At 68.5% G+C, this 17,723-nt stretch carries 11 protein-coding genes; 5 read left to right on the top strand and 6 right to left on the bottom strand.

Going from position 1 to position 17,723, the window contains the following annotated elements; all coding sequences use genetic code 11:
• The first annotated feature begins 301 nt into the window (after positions 1-301).
• Positions 302-1,483, top strand: a complete 1,182-nt coding sequence (locus ACFV15_RS10650; protein ID WP_378349969.1) for an MFS transporter — start codon at positions 302-304, stop codon at positions 1,481-1,483.
• Positions 1,484-1,723: 240 nt separating this feature from the next.
• Positions 1,724-3,034 (top strand): diguanylate cyclase, encoded by a 1,311-nt coding sequence (locus tag ACFV15_RS10645; RefSeq protein WP_378349968.1) that lies wholly within the window; start codon positions 1,724-1,726, stop codon positions 3,032-3,034.
• Positions 3,035-3,045: 11 nt separating this feature from the next.
• Here ACFV15_RS10645 and ACFV15_RS10640 read toward each other — a convergent pair whose 3' ends face one another.
• From ACFV15_RS10640 to ACFV15_RS10625, 4 genes are all read right to left on the bottom strand, one after another.
• Positions 3,046-3,906: a hypothetical protein gene (locus ACFV15_RS10640; RefSeq protein ID WP_378349967.1), complete on the bottom strand. Its 861-nt coding sequence runs from the start codon at positions 3,904-3,906 to the stop codon at positions 3,046-3,048.
• A 79-nt stretch (positions 3,907-3,985) separates the two neighbouring features.
• Positions 3,986-5,257: a ThuA domain-containing protein gene (locus ACFV15_RS10635; RefSeq protein ID WP_378349966.1), complete on the bottom strand. Its 1,272-nt coding sequence runs from the start codon at positions 5,255-5,257 to the stop codon at positions 3,986-3,988.
• 17 nt (positions 5,258-5,274) lie between these two features.
• Entirely contained in the window at positions 5,275-7,098 is a 1,824-nt protein-coding gene (locus ACFV15_RS10630; protein WP_378349965.1) for a glycoside hydrolase family 3 protein, read from the bottom strand.
• Positions 7,099-7,232: 134 nt separating this feature from the next.
• Positions 7,233-7,676: a DUF2599 domain-containing protein gene (locus tag ACFV15_RS10625; RefSeq protein WP_378349964.1), complete on the bottom strand. Its 444-nt coding sequence runs from the start codon at positions 7,674-7,676 to the stop codon at positions 7,233-7,235.
• A gap of 162 nt (positions 7,677-7,838) precedes the next feature.
• Between ACFV15_RS10625 and ACFV15_RS10620 the strand changes: the two genes are divergently transcribed.
• Together ACFV15_RS10620 and ACFV15_RS10615 are read left to right on the top strand one after the other, a co-directional pair.
• On the top strand, positions 7,839-9,896 hold the full coding sequence (locus ACFV15_RS10620) for a type IIA DNA topoisomerase subunit B (protein ID WP_378349963.1): 2,058 nt from the start codon (positions 7,839-7,841) through the stop codon (positions 9,894-9,896).
• A 29-nt stretch (positions 9,897-9,925) separates the two neighbouring features.
• On the top strand, positions 9,926-12,412 hold the full coding sequence (locus tag ACFV15_RS10615; RefSeq protein ID WP_378349962.1) for a DNA topoisomerase (ATP-hydrolyzing) subunit A: 2,487 nt from the start codon (positions 9,926-9,928) through the stop codon (positions 12,410-12,412).
• A 65-nt stretch (positions 12,413-12,477) separates the two neighbouring features.
• Here the strand turns inward: ACFV15_RS10615 and ACFV15_RS10610 are convergent, their stop codons facing one another.
• The gene (locus tag ACFV15_RS10610) at positions 12,478-13,647 is read right to left on the bottom strand and encodes a YncE family protein (RefSeq protein ID WP_378349961.1); all 1,170 of its coding nucleotides are present in this window, start codon (positions 13,645-13,647) and stop codon (positions 12,478-12,480) included.
• 119 nt (positions 13,648-13,766) lie between these two features.
• Between ACFV15_RS10610 and ACFV15_RS10605 the strand changes: the two genes are divergently transcribed.
• On the top strand, positions 13,767-16,553 hold the full coding sequence (locus ACFV15_RS10605; protein WP_378349960.1) for a BTAD domain-containing putative transcriptional regulator: 2,787 nt from the start codon (positions 13,767-13,769) through the stop codon (positions 16,551-16,553).
• On the opposite strand, the gene ACFV15_RS10600 is transcribed toward ACFV15_RS10605, so the two are convergent.
• The gene (locus tag ACFV15_RS10600; protein WP_378349959.1) at positions 16,531-17,679 is read right to left on the bottom strand and encodes an FAD-dependent monooxygenase; all 1,149 of its coding nucleotides are present in this window, start codon (positions 17,677-17,679) and stop codon (positions 16,531-16,533) included. The genes ACFV15_RS10605 and ACFV15_RS10600 overlap by 23 nt on opposite strands.
• Positions 17,680-17,723: the final 44 nt, after the last annotated feature.

The raw sequence follows: 17,723 nt of genomic DNA, 5'->3' as shown, positions 1-17,723 counted from the left end.
GCAGCAAGCTCGTCATACGACGGACGCTCACTCCCGGTCACGCGGTGATCATCGCAGAACGACGACCACCACGCGACAGAGACCTGACTAGTTACACGGCCGGTTCTAACCGGTCTAAACACTCACGACCCCGAAAGGCTCGGCTCGGACTCCCGCGCGTCCGGCGGCGGGAACACGAGTGGCCCAGTCGTGGTGTCAGCACGTGACGGGGATCGGGGCGTGCGCACCCTGGATGGCTGATTGCGGGCGGGGATTTCCCTTGTGTTACTGGTGGAAAGCCCCTCGACGGTCCGGAGCGGCGATGGTTCCCGATGGCGGCGCGCGGTTCCGGGAGGTGTTCGCCGTCGCCGAATTCCGTGCGTTGTTCGCCGCGCAGCTCGTTTCCGTCGCGGGTGACCAGCTGGCGCGGGTGGCGCTTTCGGTGCTCGTGTTCGACCGGACCGCGTCGGCGGGCTGGGCGGCTGCCGCATATGCGATCACGTTGCTGCCCGACCTGCTCGGCGGGCCGCTGCTGTCCGGGCTGGCCGATCGCTATCCGCGCCGATCGGTGATGGTGACCGCGGATCTGCTGCGGATGACACTCGTCGCGTTCATGGCCGTGCCGGGCACGCCACTGCCGCTCGTCGGCGCGCTGCTGCTGGTCGTGCAGCTGGCTAACACGCCGTGGGCCGCGGCGCGCGCGGCGGTGCTGCCTCAGGTGTTGCCGGGTGCGCGGTTCGTCGCCGGTACCGCGGTCTTTTCGATGACCACCCAGGCCGCGCAGGTGCTCGGCTTCGCGACCGGCGGTGTGCTGGTCGCGTGGCTCGGCCCCGGCGGCGCGCTGGTGGTCGACGCGGGCACGTTCGCCGCGTCGGCGGTGCTGATCGGCGGGGGACTGCGGCATCGGCCGGCGTCGTCGGGGCTGCGGTGGCGTGGACGGATCGTCGGCGGCCTGGCGCTGGTGTGGCGTGATCGCCGGCTGCGTGCGCTGGTCGCGCTGGCGTGCGTTTCGGGTTTCTACATCGCGGGTGAGGCCGTCGCGGCGCCGTACGCGGCCGAACTCGGCGGCGGGGCGGTCGCGGTCGGGCTGCTGCTGGCGTCCTACGCGGTCGGGAATGTGGTGGGGATGGCGCTGCTGGCCCGGCTGCCCGAGGTGGTGCGGGTGCGATGGATGGTGCCGATGGCGATCGCGTCGTGCGCGCCGCTGCTGGGGTGCGCCTTCGACCCGGGGCTCGGCGCCGTGCTCGTGCTGTGGTGCTGTTCCGGCGCCGCGAGCGCGTACAACCTGACCGCGTCGACGTTGTTCGTCACCGCGGTGCCGGATCACGTGCGCGGTCAGGCCTTCGGGCTCGCCGTGACCGCGTTGAGAGTCGCTCAGGGAATGGGTGTCGTGCTGGCGGGCGTCGCCGCCGACGGTTACGCACCGCATCAGGTGGTCGCCGCGGCGGGGTTGCTGGGAGTAGCCGCCGCCGCGGGTGCCGGGCTGGCATGGAAAGGCTCGTGAATGACCTATCGGGTGGAATCACTCACGAGCCTTCCAAACCACTCAGAAGCGCGACCAATCCGTGGGGCGAGCCCAGTCGGTCGGACGGCCGGTGCGAGGCGAAGACGAGGACTTGATCATGGCTGCCTCCACGGCATAGAAACGTAGGCGGCCGAGAGAGGCCGCCCACCTGGACTAATGACACTGCGCTTACACGCGATTACCATTGCGGGTTCCCCCGGGGGAGAAAGGGGTGCCCGCATGGGATTTTCCCGTGCTCGGGCCGCCTTGCCCAGCAAGGTCAGGCCGCCGAGTGGTCTCGATCCGCGCCGCTGGCCGTTGTGGTCGCTGACGCGGCCGGTGCTCTGCTACCTCTTCGTAGTCGAAATCGCCGCGGTGGCCACCCTCGGGGTAACGGCGACCCTGACGCCGATCACTCCCCGTGCACTCGCGTGGTGTGGTCTCCTGCTCGTCGCGGAACTCGCGCATCTGGAAGCCGCACGCGGCATCGAGCGCATCCGCGAACTCGGCGCGGACGGCAGCCCGCATATGCACCTGCAGTCCATCTGGATCTTCGCCGCGCTGTTGCTGCTGCCGCCGCCACTGGTCGCGGTCGTCATCGCGGTGAGCTACGCGCATTCGTGGGTGCGGGTGTACCGCCGCCGGTCCGTGCTGCACCGCAAGGTCTTCTCCGCCGCCACGGTGGTACTGGCGTGCGCCGCCGCGGGCGGCGTCCTCTACTCGGGCACGTCCGGCCACTTCGCGCCTTATCCGCCGTTGATCGACGGCTTCGGCGGCATGATCACGCTGCTGCTGGCCGGGATCGTCTACTTCGCGGTGAACTACGCGATGGTCGTGCTCATGATCATCGCGACCAATCCGGCCAATCCCGGCCGCAGGGCGCTCGGCAACCTCTCCGACGTGCTGGTGATCGGCGGCGCCGTCGGCCTCGGCTGCGGGATCGCGCTGGTGATGACCGTCCGGCCGTGGCTGCTCCCGGTGATGATGCTGACCCCGCTCGCGTTGCAGCTGGGCCTGTTGCTGCCGCAGCTGCAGGCGGCCTCGCGCACCGACTCGAAGACCGGGCTCGTCGACGTCTCGTTCTGGCACGAGGTCGGGCAGCGTGAGCTGGTGCGCGCGCGGCGGCTCACCTCGACCGTCGGCGTGCTGATCGTCGACCTCGACCACTTCAAGCGCATCAACGACCGCTACGGCCATCTCGCGGGAGACGAGGTGCTGCGCGCGACGGCCACCGCGATCAGGGACCAGGTCCGCAGTCACGACTTCGTCGGCCGCTACGGCGGCGAGGAGTTCGCGGTGCTGCTGCCCGGCGCGGGCGGCAAGGAGACCTTGGCGGTGGCCGAGCGGATCCGGGCTGGCATCGCGGCGGTGACGGTGGAGGTGCCGGACATCGGCGCTGCGTCGATGTCGACGGTGAGCGGGCTCAGCGCGTCGATCGGGGCGGCGGTCTACCCGGACAACGCCGAGGAGCTGACCGATCTGCTCATGGCGGCCGACACCGGCCTCTACGCGGCCAAGAACTCCGGCCGGGACAGGGTCGTGCTGGGCTGAGCCTGCCGCGCCTAGGCGACGTCGGCGCTCGACGCGGCCCAGGTGTTGCAGGCGGAAGCGTCCTTGGCGGCGAAACCGGCGTTGAGCCACTTCCCCACGTTCTTCTTGGTCGCGCCGTCGGGGTCCCCGATCGCGTTCTGCCAGCCGGTGATGATCTTGCGGGCTTCGGCGTCGGTGAGGGAACCGCCGCTGGTCAGCGCTGCGAGCGACATGCCGGAGAGGCAGTCGGTCAGCAGGATGGCACGCCGCAGGTTTTCTTGCTTCGCGGCTTCGGTCGTCGCGGCCTGCGGCAGGTTCGCCCTGGCGTCGTTGATGCCCACGAGGTCCATGAGGTGATTGCCGTAGCGCTGGCTGAGCAGGCCGATCAGGAACGCCCGTTCGAAGCCTTCCTCGGCGATCTTGGCGGGGGACACATAAAACTTGTTGTCCCGAGCGCAGTAGTGCGGGCCACGTTCCGCGGGATCGAACCGGCACAGGGTCGGATCCAGTGCGATCTCGGTGCTCTCGAACGGCGCGCCCGCGCGTTCCAGCACCGGTCGCCAGGCGTCGTCCAGGCATTTCAGTTCGGCGCGCAGGAACGGCTCGATGTCGGCGCGTACGGTGGCCTTCGGTAGCGCGCAGCTCACCTTGTCCGGCGTGACCCCGGCGACGAACAGCTGGTTTCCGTCGAGTTTGTCATGCTCGGTCCGCGGCGGCGGGCTCGTCGCCGAACTGGTGGGCGGTGCCGCCTGCACCGCCTCCACCGGCGCCGCCGTCGACGGGGCGGGCTCGCCGCTCTCCCCGGTCGACCGGATCACCACCACGACGGCCACCGCCGCCAGCACGAGCACGCCGGCGAGCAGCGCGATCTTCGTCCGGATCCTCAGCATCATGATGGCCCCCCAGGCGCAAGTGCCCGAAGCATACGAAACGCCCCGCTCGAAGACCAGAGCGGGGCGTTCGCTCGTGCCGCTACTGCTGGGTGAGCTTGAACGACTGCGCGGCCCCGCCGTTGCAGGTCAGCTGCACCAGCTGGACGCTGTCCGCGGTCGACCCGTTCGGCACCGTGAGGCACTTCGGGGTGTTCCGGCTGACGAAGTGGAAGTACCCGCCGCCCTCCGGAACCGCCTGCCACTGCTGGTTGTCACCGCCGCCGTAAGCCCACAGGTGCAGCAGCGCGTTGTCCGATGTGGACACCCCGGACACGTCGATCACCTGCGCCGGGTTGTTCCGGTTGTTGACGCGCGTGAAGCCACCGCTCGTCGGCTGGAACTGGTACTGCTGCGCGAAACTCGCGTTGCAGGTGTACTGCTGGATCGCCGTGCCGTTGGCCGTGCCCGCCGCCTTGGCGTCGACGCACTTGCCGTTGCCCTTGTTCACCACGGAATACCAGGCCGAAGGCGACGGCTGGTCGGGGTCGGCAGGCGGGGTGGTGCCGCCGCCGAGCCAGAGCAGGCCGTCGAGGAGGAACTTGTTCTGCGTCTCGCTCTCGAAGGTCGACGAGAGCGGGGTGTTCGTCTGGTAGTTCATCGCGTTGTGGCCGAAGTTGGCGTAGAGCATCTTGTAGTTCTTGTTCGTCCACATGATCGGGTAGTACCCGCTGTACCAGCTCTGGTCGGGGTCGGTGCCGAGCGGGAAGCTCGACGGGTCGACCGAAGCCAGGATCTTGATGTCCGGGTTGGTGCGCAGGTCGTTGTTCCAGCTGTACCACTCGCTCACCGCCGAGGTGAACTTCGCGCCGAGGCGCGTGGTCGACGGGTGAGTCTGGTCCTCGACCTTCAGCACGGCCTTGGTCGGGCCCCAGGTGTTGTTGCGGAACCTGCCGGTCGCCAGGAACTGGCTGTGGTACCAGGCCCAGCTGTTCGGGTCCTCGTTGTACGCCGAAACGTGGAAGCCGAACCAGCCGCCGCCGCTGCGCATGTATCGCTCGAACCCGGCGCGCTGCGACGCCGTGTGCGGCAGGTCGTCGAGGAACATGACCACCTGATACTGCGAGGCGGTGATGGTGTTCAGCTGGTTCCAGTCGGTGGTGGCGGTGTAGCTGAAGTTGTTCTGGTTGCCCAGGTTCGTGAACCAGGGGTTGGCCTCCTTGTAGAAGGAGACGTGCGCCTGGTCGTCGACGTAGTTGTAGAACGCGAGCACTTTGAACGCGGGCGCTTCGGGACGCGCGAACGCCGGGGTGGTGGCCAAGGCTAGGCAAGCGACGAAGAACGCCAGTATTTTCGTGAGCTTTCTTTTGAACAAGGTGGGGACCTTCCTGCTCAGAAGTGCTTGCGGTAGCGGAGCCCATAGCCGAACGGGAACAGCGGGGTCTGGCCGTCGCCGACGTTGATCGGCTGCTGGTCCGCGCTCTTCATCCAGGTGACCGGCAGCTTCCCGGTCGGGTTGTACGCGCCGAAGAGCACGTCGGACACGCCGTCGCCCTCGGTGCCGGGCAGCCAGGAGGCGACCAGGCCGTCCCAGTCGGGGAGCTGTGCGGCGATGTCCAGCGGACGTCCGGAGACCAGCACCACGACCGTCGGCACGCCGCTGTCCTTCAGCTTCTTGAGCGTGTCGAGATCGGTCTGGTCGAGGCCCATGCCCTGCGGCCGGTCGCCCTTGCCCTCGGCGTACGGCGTCTCGCCCACCACAGCGACCGCGACGTCGTAGCTCTTGTCGATGCCCGTGCCGTCCTTGCTGAACGTCACGTTCTTCGACGCCTTCTGCATTCCTTGCAGGATCGTGGTTCCCGGGGTCACCGGTCCGCTCGTGCCCTGCCAGCCGACGGTCCAGCCGCCTGCCTGGTTGCCGATATCGTTCGCGTTCTTACCCGCGACGAAGACCTTCTCGTGCTTGTTAAGCGGGAGGACGCCGTGCTCGTTCTTAAGCAGCACCTGGGACTCGCGCACGGCCTGGCGGGCGAGCGCGCGGTGTTCCTTGCTGCCGATGGTCGAGGTGAGCCTGCGGTCGGTCAGCGGCTTCTCGAACAGGCCGAGCTCGAACTTCTTGGTCAGGATGCGGCGGTTCGCGTCGTCGATCCTGGCCATCGTGACGTGCCCGGCCTGCACCTCGCCACGCAGCGTGTCGATGAACTTCTTGAACTCGAACGGCACCATCACCATGTCGATGCCCGCGTTGATGGACGCGGTGACCTCGGCGGGGGTGAAGCCCTTCTGGCCGTCGATCTGGTCGATCCCGTTGTAGTCGGAGATCACGAAGCCCTTGAAGCCCAGCTCGCCCTTGAGCACGTTGTTGATCAGGTACGACTGGCCGTGCATCTTGACGCCGTTCCAGCTGCTGTACGAGATCATCACCGTGCCGACCCCGCGGTCGACGGCCGCCTTGAACGGCGGCAGGTGGATCTTGCGGAGCTCGGACTCCGGCAGCGTGGTCTCGCCCTGGTCCTTGCCGCCGGTGGTCCCGCCGTCACCGATGAAGTGCTTGGCGGTGGCGACCACGGACGACGGGCTGCTGAGCGACCAGCCCTGCATGCCGGTGATGATCGAGCTCATCGACACGGCCAGCTCCGGCACCTCGCCGAAGGACTCGTAGGTGCGGCCCCAGCGGTCGTTGCGCGCCACGCAGAGGCAGGGCGAGAAGTTCCAGTCGATGCCGGTGCCCGCGACCTCTTCGGCCGTGGCGTGCCCGATCCGCTCCGCGAGGTGCGGGTTCCGCGTGGCGCCGAGGCCGATGTTGTGCGGGAACACGGTCGCGCCGTAGACGCCGTTGTGGCCGTGCACGGCGTCGACGCCGTAGATCAGCGGGATGCTCAGCGGGGTGGTGAGCGCCGTCTTCTGGAAGCCGTCGTACATATCGGCCCAGGACGCCGGGGTGTTCGGGGTGGGCTGCGAGCTGCCACCGGAGAGCAGCGAGCCGATCCGGTACTTGGCCACGTCGGCAGGGTCGGTGATGCCGAGACGCTCCGGCTGCGTCATCTGGCCGAGCTTGTCGTCGAGCGTCATCCGGGAGAGCAGGTCGTTCACCCTGACCCGCACCGGCAGCCACGCGTTCTGGTACGCGGGCCCGGCGGCGAGCGCCGGGGTGTGCGACCCCAGTAGCAACGCGCCTGCCAAAAGGCTGAGGGTGAGCTTGCTTCTTACGCGCATGCCGGGGGCCTCCTAGACGACGCCGTCTCTAAAATTCACGTATTAAATTAACTGACGAGATAACGTTGGTCCAGACCTTTGGGCAGCAAGAAGGCCGCGTTCACGTGCATGAACGCGGCCTTCGGTGAGTGGGACTAGCTAGGGTTGCACTGAGCGAGAACGGTCGCGAGGTAGCCGACGTCCGGACGCCACTGCTCGAGGTTCCAGCTCGGCTTGTCCGGCGCGGTGGCCCGCGCGAAGTCGTAGTGACAGCGGAACTGGTCCTTCATGTTCTGCTGGTTCGCGCTCGGCGCCAGCGCGACGACCTCGTTCCACGCCGAGGCCCATGCCGACGCGGGCGCGCTCGTGCGGCCGTATTCGGTCGGGAACACCGCGAGCCGGGGACCCTTCGGATCTGTCAGCCACGCGGTGTGGTCGATGATGGCCTGCTTCAGGTCCGGCGCGGCCTGCAGGCGGGCGACGGCGGCCCGGTCGACGCGCGCGGTCCGGATGTCATCATCGCTGGTAGCCGCGTACGCGGGCGCCGCTAGCACCATGGCCGACACTGTGACGGTGAGTACGGTCAGAGATCTGATCATGTCCCGAACGTAGAATGACCGACCGGGTGCCGGCCACCGTCCGCGCGAACCCGCTGGTCACGCTCCAATGCGCGGAACTGTCGGGCTCCGGGGATACCCTCTGTTGCGGTGGGATGCCGGTTCGGCGCCGCTGCTTGTCCGCTATCTGGGAGAAACGACCCTGTGACTGCTTCTGCTGAGACCCTCTACGGGGCCGACGACCTGACCCATCTCGAGGGTCTGGAAGCGGTTCGGAAGCGGCCCGGTATGTACATCGGGTCGACCGACAGCCGCGGCATCAACCATCTGTTCAGCGAGATCGTCGACAACTCGACCGACGAGGGCGTCGCGGGCCACGCGTCGAAGATCGTGGTCACGCTGCACGCCGACGGCAGCGTCCAGGTCGACGACGACGGCCGCGGCATCCCGACCGGGGTGCACGCCAAGTCCGGCCTGTCCGGGGTCGAGCTGGTGCTGACCAGGCTCCACGCCGGCGGCAAGTTCGGCGGCTCCGGCTACAAGACCTCGGGTGGCCTGCACGGTGTCGGCGCGTCGGCGGTCAACGCGCTGTCACTGCGCTTCGACGTCACGGTCAAGCTCGACGGCAAGATCCACCAGATGTCCTTCGCGCAGGGCGTGCCAGGGGTGTTCGACGGGCCGGGCCCGAAGGCCAAGTTCACCAAGCAGTCCGGTCTCCAGATCACCGGCAAGATGAAGCGCGGCGAGCGCACCGGCACCTCCATCCGTTACTGGTACGACGCGCGCTACTTCGAGAACGGCGCCACGCTGGACGTCGAGGCCGTCCGGTCGAAGCTGCGCAACACGGCGTTCCTGGTGCCGGGCGTCACATACGTGCTGCGGCACGCGGTCACCGGCGAGATCGGCGAGGAGACCTTCCACTACCCGCACGGCCTGGCCGACATGGTCGAGTTCCTCGCGCCGGACGGGGAAAAGCCGGTCTCGGGAACCCTCCTGATCAACGGCGAGGGCACCTACCGCGAGAACGCCGCCGACGAGAACGGCGTCATGCAGTCGAAGGTGGAGCGCCGCGCCGAGGTCGAGGTCGCGCTGCGCTGGGGCACCGGCTACGAGCGCACGATCGAGTGCTTCACCAACACGATCCGCAACCTCCACGGCGGCACGCACCGCCGCGGTTTCGACCGCGCGGCCGCGAAAGCCATCCAGGAAGCCATTTCCAAGACCCGCGGCCTGCTCAAGCCGAAGGAAGACCCGCCGACGATCGAGGACGTGCTCGAGGGCATGACCGCGGTCATCCACGTGCGCCTCCCGGAGCCGCAGTTCACCTCGCAGACCAAGGACGAGCTGTCCACGGCGGGCATCACACGGGTCATCCAGGGCATCGTCGACCAGCACATCAAGGCGTGGACGGAAGACAAGCGGACCAAGTCCGAGGCCAAGGTCGTCCTGCAGAAGGTCGTCGACGCGGCCCGCGTGCGCCTGACCCAGAAGCACCAGAAGGACGCGGCCCGGCGCAAGACGGCGCTGGAGGGCGCCGCGATGCCGCCGAAGCTGGTCGACTGCCGCACCACGGGCATCTCGCGCAGTGAGCTGTTCCTGGTCGAGGGTGACAGCGCGCTCGGCTCGGCGCGCATGGCGCGCGTCTCCGAGTACCAGGCGCTGCTTCCCTTGCGTGGCAAGATCTTGAACGTCCAGAAGGCCAGCCTCGGCGACACGCTGAAGAACGCCGAGATCGCGTCCATCGTCCAGGTGCTGGGCGCGGGCAGCGGGCGGACGTTCGACATGTCGACCATGCGCTACGGCCGCGTCATCCTGATGGCCGACGCCGACGTCGACGGCTCGCACATCCGGACGCTGCTGATCACGCTGTTCGCCAAGTACCTGCGGCCGGTGATCGAGGACGGCAGGCTGTTCGCCGCGATGCCGCCGCTGCACAAGGTGGTCGCCAAGGGCCGCAACGCGGAGACCAGGTTCACCTACACCCAGCGCGAGATGGAGACCACGGTCGCCGCGCTGGAGAAGGCCGGCAAGCAGATCGTCAAGCCGGTGCAGCGGTTCAAGGGCCTCGGCGAGATGGACGCCGACGAGCTGTGGGACACCACGATGAACCCGGCCACCCGGTCGGTCCGCCGGATCACCTGGGACGACGCCGAGGCCGCGGAGTCCGCGCTCGAACTGCTGATGGGCGAGAAGGTCGAGCCGCGCCGCAACTGGCTGGTCGAGTCGTCGGACCGGGTCGACCAAGACGCGATCGACGCCTGAGTTTTCGTTAGCTACCAAGGAGTTTCGCAGTGGCACGCCGTAAGGGCACCAGCACCAAGGTGGACTCGTCCGCGTTCGACCAAGCGGGGGCGAACGTCTTCGAGAACCCGCTGAAGACGGAGATCGAGGACTCCTACCTGGAGTACGCGTACTCGGTCATCCACTCGCGCGCGCTCCCGGACGCGCGCGACGGGCTCAAGCCGGTGCACCGCCGCATCCTGTTCTCGATGAACGAGCAGGGTTACCGGCCCACGCACGCGTATGTGAAGTCGTCGCGCGTCGTGGGCGACGTGATGGGCAAGTACCACCCGCACGGTGACTCGGCCATCTACGACTCCATGGTCCGCATGGCGCAGGACTTTTCGCTGAACGTGCCGCTCGTCGACGGGCACGGCAACTTCGGGTCCCCCGACGATGGTCCCGCTGCTTCCCGGTACACCGAGGCCCGGCTTTCGGCCGAGGCGGTGGCGCTGGTCGGGGAGCTCGGCGAGGACACCGTCGACTTCCGGCCGACCTACGACGGCTCGCTGATGGAGCCGACCGTGCTGCCGGCGGCGTTCCCGAACCTGCTCGTCAACGGCACGTCCGGGATCGCGGTCGGCATGGCCACCAACATGATCCCGCACAACCTCGGCGAGACGGTCGCGGCCGCGCGGTGGCTGATCCACCACCCGACGGCGACGCTCGACAAGCTGATGGAGTTCGTGCCGGGTCCCGACCTGCCGACCGGCGGGATGCTGCTCGGGCTCGACGAGGTGCGCAAGGCGTACGAGACCGGCCGCGGCGTGGTCCGCATGCGCGCCAAGTGCGACACCGGGCCGCTGGAAGGCAGCCGGGGACGCCAGGCGATCACGGTCACCGAGCTGCCGTACGGCGTCGGGCCGGAAAAGATCATCGAGAAGATCACCGACGAGGTCAACAAGTCCAAGCGGCTCACCGGGATCGCGGACGTCAAGGACCTCACGGACCGCGAGAACGGCACGCGGCTGGTCATCGAATGCAAGGTCGGCGTCAACCCGCAGGCGCTGCTCGCGGACCTGTACCGGCTGACGCCGCTGGAGCAGTCGTTCGGCATCAACAACCTGGTGCTGGTCGACGGGCAGCCGCAGACGCTCGGGCTCAAGGCGCTGCTGGAGGTCTTCCTCGCGCACCGGTACGAGGTCGTCACCCGGCGCACGCGGTTCCAGAAGCGCAAGCGTGAGGACCGTTTGCACCTGGTCGAGGGCCTGCTGCGGGCGCTGCTCGACATCGACAAGGTCATCCGCCTGATCCGCAACAGCGACAACGCGCAGGCCGCGAAGGACGGCTTGATGAAGTCGTTCAAGCTGTCGGAGATCCAGGCGACGTACATCCTGGACACGCCGCTGCGGCGCCTCACCAAGTACGACAAGATCGAGCTCGAGGCCGAGCAGGACAAGCTGCGCGACGAGATCGCCGAGCTGTCGAAGATCCTCGACGACGAGTCCGTGCTGAAGAAGGTCGTCTCGGCCGAGCTCGCCAAGGTGGCCAAGGACTTCACCACCGAGCGCCGCACCGCGCTGATCGACGGTGACCTCAAGGAGGTGCTGGCCGCTTCGAAGCCATCCGGCCCGCTGGAGGTCGAGGACGACCCGTGCCAGGTCATTCTTTCGGCCACCGGCCTGGTCGCGCGTACCGCGGCCGAGTCGGAGGAGTCTTCGGAAGCGCGACGGCGCAACGGCCGCGTGAAGCATGACGCCGTCCAGGCGGTGGTGCACTCGACGGCACGCGGACAGGTGCTGCTGGTGACCAACCGCGGCCGCGCGTTCAAGACCGACGTGCTGCCGCTGCCGGTGCTGCCCGAGCAGGTCGGCACGGTTTCGCTGCGCGGCGGTATGGCGGCGCGCGAGCTGGTCCCGCTGGAAAAGGGCGAGAAGGTGGTCGGCATCGCGCCACTCGGTGAGCAGGGCGCTGGTTCGCCCGGTCTCGCGGTCGGCACGAAGCTGGGCGTGGTCAAGGTGTGCGCGCCCGAATGGCCCGTTCGCTCCGACGAGTTCGAGATCATCAGTCTCAAGGACGGCGACGAGATCATCGGGGCCACTTGGCTCACCGACGGTTCCGAAACGCTCGCTTTCGTGTCCTCGGAGGCCTCGCTGCTGCGGTACGCGGCGTCGCTGGTCCGGCCGCAGGGTCTCAAGGGGGGCGGCATGGCGGGTATCAACCTCAGCGGTGACGCGACCGCGGTCTTCTTCGGCGCCATCCGCACGGACGACGAAGAGCACGGCGAGCCGATGGTGGTCACGTCGACCGGCATGAGCGTGAAGGTGACGCCGTTCAGCGAGTACCCGGCGAAGGGCCGCGCGACCGGCGGTGTCCGCGCGCAGCGCTTCCTCAAGGGTGAAGGTGGTTTGCGGGTGGCTTGGATCGGCCAGCGTCCCGCGGGCGCCGGTGCGAACGGCGATCCGGTGGAACTGCCCGAGGTGGACATGCGGCGCGACGGCTCGGGGCACGCGCACCCGGGGCCGGACGTGGTGGGTCACCTCATCGAGCGGGACTAAGGGCTCGTGAGCGTTGCGGGCGGTGTCAACCCGGTTCTAGCCGCCCGCAACGCTCACGAGTCGTTCTACCGCAGGACGCTCGGGTCGACCTTGGCCGCGCGCTCACGCTGAGGGAAGACGCCGACCTGGACCCTGGCTTTTTCTTGGCCAGTCGCGTAATCGACCACCGAGACCTCGTTGCGGTTGCTCAGCGAGACGAAGCAGTAGCGGCCGTCGGCCGTCGTGGTGCCCCAGTACGGCAGGCTGCCGACGGGGTAGTTGACCGTCGCCGCCGTGCTCAGGTCCGAGGTGGACACCAAAGCGACATAGTCGTCGATCGTGCCGACGTCGCACAGCCGCGAGCCGTCACCGGACAGCGCGAGTCCATGGTGCGCCGAGTTCTTCGGGTAGTCGTCAGGCTTCAGCGCCGCGCCCGCGGGTGAGAACGGCATGTTCACCGTGTTGACGATCTGCGACGAGTTCAGGTCGTACTTCACGAATCCGTTCAGGTAGGACAGCTGCGCGTAGAAGGTGTGGCCGTCCGGTGCGACCAGGTTCGGCCGGATGCCGTGCGGGAAGCGCCAGGTCTTGACCACCTGCAGCGTCGCGGCGTCGACCTTGGTCAGGAGGAAGTCGCCTTTGGCCCATTCCATCCACTTGGGCAGCGAAACGGTGCCGATGCTGGAGTTGTAGATGTAGCGGCCGTCCGCGGAGAAGTCGTTCTGGTGCGGGTACGTGCCGGTCTGGAACGAGCCGGTGATCTGGCCGGTCGCGGTGTCGAGCACCTGGGCCTTGCCCGCGGTGGTCGCCGAGACGACGAAGCGGGTGCCGTCGGGGGACAGCGCCGCGTGGTCGGCGTGGAAGCCTTCGAGCCGGGTGTGCCAGAGCTCGGCGCCGGAGCCGAGGTCGAAGGCGGCGACGTCGTCGAGGTTGCCGCGTGACACGTACAGCTTGCGGCCGTCGGGGGACAGTGCCAGGTCGTCGACGAACCGGTCGCCGCCTTCGACGGCTTTGACCGTCTCGTAGCCGGCGCGCTCGACGGGGTTCATCGCGTTGAGGCGCTCTTGCAGGTCGGGGATGACGTTGACGTAGCCGAGGTTGGCGAAGGTGGTCGAATCCAGGAAGCTCACGGTGCCTGACTGCGCGTTGCCCACGAGCACGACGTCCTTGAGCGCGGCCGCCTGCGAGACCGCGGGGACGAGCGTGGTGCTCAGCAAGGTGATGGCCAGTGCGCTGACGATGCGGTTCGGCGGCATCGATTCTCCTCTTCGAGAATCCCCCTCAGAGACAGGACGCGAATATTATTCGCATTAAACCAAGGCTCGCGCTACCGCCAGCTGAGGTACGCCGGCCCACTTAGGACAGAATCGAGGTCGTGAGGTTCGGGATTCTGGGGGCGCTCGAGGCGCCGGTGCCGGTGGGTGGTCCGCGTCCGCGGTCGTTGCTCGCGGCGCTGCTGCTCGACGCCGGTCAGATCGTCAGCGCCGAGCGGCTCATCGACGCGCTCTACGGCGAGGAGCCTCCGGCCGGCGCCGCGAACGCGCTGCAGTCCCAGGTCTCGCGACTACGGGGCAAGCTCGGCGACGCGAGCCTGATCGAACTGCACCCCGCCGGCTACCGGCTCGCCGTCGACCGCGACGACGTCGACGTCCACGTCTTCACCAGGCTCGCCGCCGAAGGCAAACGGGCGCTCGCGGCCGGTGACCGAAAAGAAGCCACCGCCCTGCTCGGCGACGCGCTCGCGTTGTGGCGGGGTCCGGCGCTGGCCGATATCGACGCACCCTTCGCCGAGGGACAGGCGACGCGGCTGGAGGAACTCCGGATCGTCGCCGTCGAAGACTGCGCCGAGGCGCACCTCGACCCGAGCGAGCTGATCGCCGGGCTCAGGGCCGAGATCGTCAAATACCCGCTCCGCGAACGTTTGCGCGGCCTGCTCATGCGCGCGCTCTACGCCGCGGGACGGCAGGCCGAGGCACTGGCCGAATTTGAAGACATCCGCAGCTTGCTGGCCGAAGAACTGGGCGCCGATCCGTCGGCGGAGCTGGCCGCGGCGCACGTCGCGCTGCTGCGCGGGGACCAGCGCCAGGCGCCCGCGTTGCCCGCGCAGTTCACCAGCTTCGTCGGCCGCGAAGACGACCTTCAGGCCGTGAACGAGCGTCTCCGTGACTCCCGGCTGGTGACCTTGCTCGGACCGGGTGGCGCCGGAAAGACCAGGCTCGCGATCGAGGCCGCTCGGGGTTACGAAGCCTGCTTCGTCGACTTGGCCCCGTTGACCGGTGGCGTCGCGCAGGCCGTCATGGCCGCGCTGGGCTTGCGTGAATCCGGCCTGCTCGCCGCGCCGGGTCCGGCCGACGTGGAGGGCCGGTTGCTCGCCGCGCTCGCCGGGCGTGAGCTACTGCTCGTGCTCGACAACTGCGAACACGTGGTCGCCGACGCCGCCCGGCTCGTGCACCTCATGCTGGGCGGATGCCCGGGTGTCAAAATCTTGGCCACCAGCCGCGAGGCGCTCGGGATCACCGGTGAGGTGCTGTCCCCGGTGCCGCCGTTGTCACCGGAACCCGCTGTCCGGCTGTTCACCGATCGCGCGCGAGCGGTGTCTCCCGGGTTCGTCGCCGACGAGACCGTCGCGCGCGTCTGCCAGGCGCTCGACGGCCTGCCGCTCGCGATCGAACTGGCGGCCGCGCGGCTGCGTTCGCTGACTGTCCAAGAATTGGCCACCCGGCTCGACGACCGGTTCCAGCTGCTCACGCGGGGCAGCCGGACCGCGGCGCCCCGGCATCAGACGTTGCGTGCGGTCGTCGAGTGGAGCTGGGAACTGCTCGAACCGGACGAGCGGGCACTGGCCGCGAAACTGTCCGTCTTCGCGGGCGGCGCGACACTCGAAGCGGCCGAGCGGGTCTGCGGCGGCACGGTCGACGATCTCGCGAGCCTGGTCGACAAGTCGTTCGTCGAAGCCTCCGGCGGCCGGTATCGGATGCTCGACACGATCCGGGTGTTCTGTGCCGAGGGGCGGACGGAAAACGTCCACCGCGCGTTCGCCGAGTACTTCCTCGAACTGGCCCGTACCGCCGATCCGCATCTGCGCCGGGCCGAGCAGCTCGACTGGATGGACAGGCTCAAAGCCGAGCATGGCAACTTCTTGGCCACCTTGCGCTGGGCCGTCGAGCACGACGTCGAGTTGGCATTGTCGCTGGTCAGTGCGCTGTCCTGGTACTGGTATCTCAGCGGTACGCGTACTGAGATCGTCCCGCTGACCGCGCGGCTGATCGAGCTCGTCGAGCCGGCGGACTGCGAAGAGGAGTACGTCCTCTGCGTGTTGCACACGGCCGCGGGCGGGCAGGGTGGTCTCGAAAAGCACATCGCCCGCGCCCGCGAAATCATGAGCCGGATCGGTGCGCTGCGGCAGCCGTACGTCGTCGTCGCGTGGGCGCTGTTCGAGGGGCCGCCGGTCGAGGGTGAGCCGATCTCGCCGATGCGGAAGGCGTTCGCCGAGAACCCCGATCCGTGGTTCCAGGCGATGCTCAAGTTCAGCACCGGCTACGTCGCCTGGTTCACCGGCGGTGAGCTGGACGCCGCGGATCAGCTGGTCGAAGAGGGGCTGGCCGTTTTCCGGCACCTCGGTGAACGCTGGGGTCTCGCGCAGTGCCTCGACGCGCTGGCCGCGTTCGCCGACGCGTCCGGCGACCACACCCGCGCGCTGGCGATGACCGCCGAGGCGCTCGACGTCATGCGCGAGCTCAACGCCATCGAGGAGCTCGCCGACCTCACCTCACGGGCCGCCGCGCGGTTGCTCCGTGCCGGGCGGCCGGAGGAAGCGGAAGCTTCGTTCGAACAGTCCGCCGAGTACGGCGAGCGAGCGGGCGTGCCCGCGACGGTGGCGGTCGCGTGGTCCGGTCTCGGCGAGTTGGCCCGGCTGCGGGGTGACCTGAAAAAGGCACGCGAACTCCAGGAGCGGGCGCTCGCGCTGTGCACCGAAGACTGGGTGAACGCGAACGCGCGCACCCAGATCTTCCTCGAGTTCGGCCGCGTCGCCGCGCTCGAAGGCGCCACCGCCGAGGCGGTCGCGCACTTCGAGCGTGCGGTGTCGCTCGCGCACGCGAGCAGGCTCCAGACCGTCGAGGACGAGGCCGTCGCGGAGCTCACGCGTATTTCTTCAGCTTGACGATGTCCGAAGACCGCATGGTCATCTTGTTGAACCAGGCCCCGATCGGCCCGGCGAACATGACCTTGCACATCAGGTTGCGCCGCCAGATCCCCGAGCGTGACCCCGGCGCCAGGAAGCTGCCGGCCCGCTTCGCCTGCCCGTGCCCGATCTTCGCCGACGGCCGCAGCTGCCGCTCGAACTCGGCGAACGCCTCGCGGTGGTCGTCGTGCGTGGCGAGCTCACCGGCGAGCACGTACGCGCCGAGCATCGCCGTGCCCGTCCCTGACCCGCCGGGGCCCGCCGACCACGCCGCGTCGCCGACGAGCGCGACCCGGCCGTGGTGCCATCGGTCCAGATGGATCTGGCCGATGGCCGCGAAGTACAGGTCGTCGGCGTCGTACAGGTCTTCGAGCAGCTCGGGCGTCCGCCAGCCGACGTCGACGAACCGCTCGTGCACGATCTTCTTCTGCTGCTCGACATCCTGCCGGTCGTAGTCCAGCACGTCCGAGGTGAACGCGAAGCCGACGCCGTACGAGGTGACCATCACGCCGCGGCCCGGCTCGTTGTACCAAACGCCGGTGCGGTCGAGGCCGAGCCGGTTGCGGCCGCTGTAACCGGCCAGATAGCAGCCACCGTGCGTGGCGAACCGCTCTTCCGGCCCGAAGAGCAGCGCGCGGACGCCGGAGTGCGCGCCATCGGCGCCGATCACGAAGTCGAACGTGCGGGCTTCGCCGTGCGCGAAGGTGACGTCGACGCCGCCGGCGGTTTCGGTGAGCCCGGTGATCCAGTCGCCGAAGAGGTACTCGGTGTTCTCGCGGGTCGCGTTGTAGAGCACGCGGGCCAGGTCGCCGCGCATGATCTCGACCTCGCCGCTCATGAACTCGCCCGGCATCTTGAGCAGCGGCTGACCGTCGCGGTCGACGACCGTGACCTCGCCCATCCCGGTCTCGTGCGCCCGTATCTCGTCGAGCACGCCCATCTGGCGCAGGATTTCGACCTGCGCGCCGCGGAAGTCGACGGCCGAGCCACCCGGCCGCAGCGCGGGCGCCCGCTCGACGACCGTGGTCTCGAAGCCGTACCGGTGCAGCCAGTAGGCGACGGACGGTCCTGCGACGCTGGCCCCGGAGATCAAAACGCGCTTCATGGTGTTCTCCCTGTTCGTGGTGACAGGGAGAACTCTCGGGCGCG

Origin of the sequence: Amycolatopsis sp. NPDC059657 (genome assembly GCF_042734395.1) — a bacterium.
Lineage (GTDB): Bacteria > Actinomycetota > Actinomycetes > Mycobacteriales > Pseudonocardiaceae > Amycolatopsis.
The sequence above is the reverse complement of the archived record's forward strand: the minus strand, read 5'-3'. Positions and strand labels throughout refer to the sequence as shown.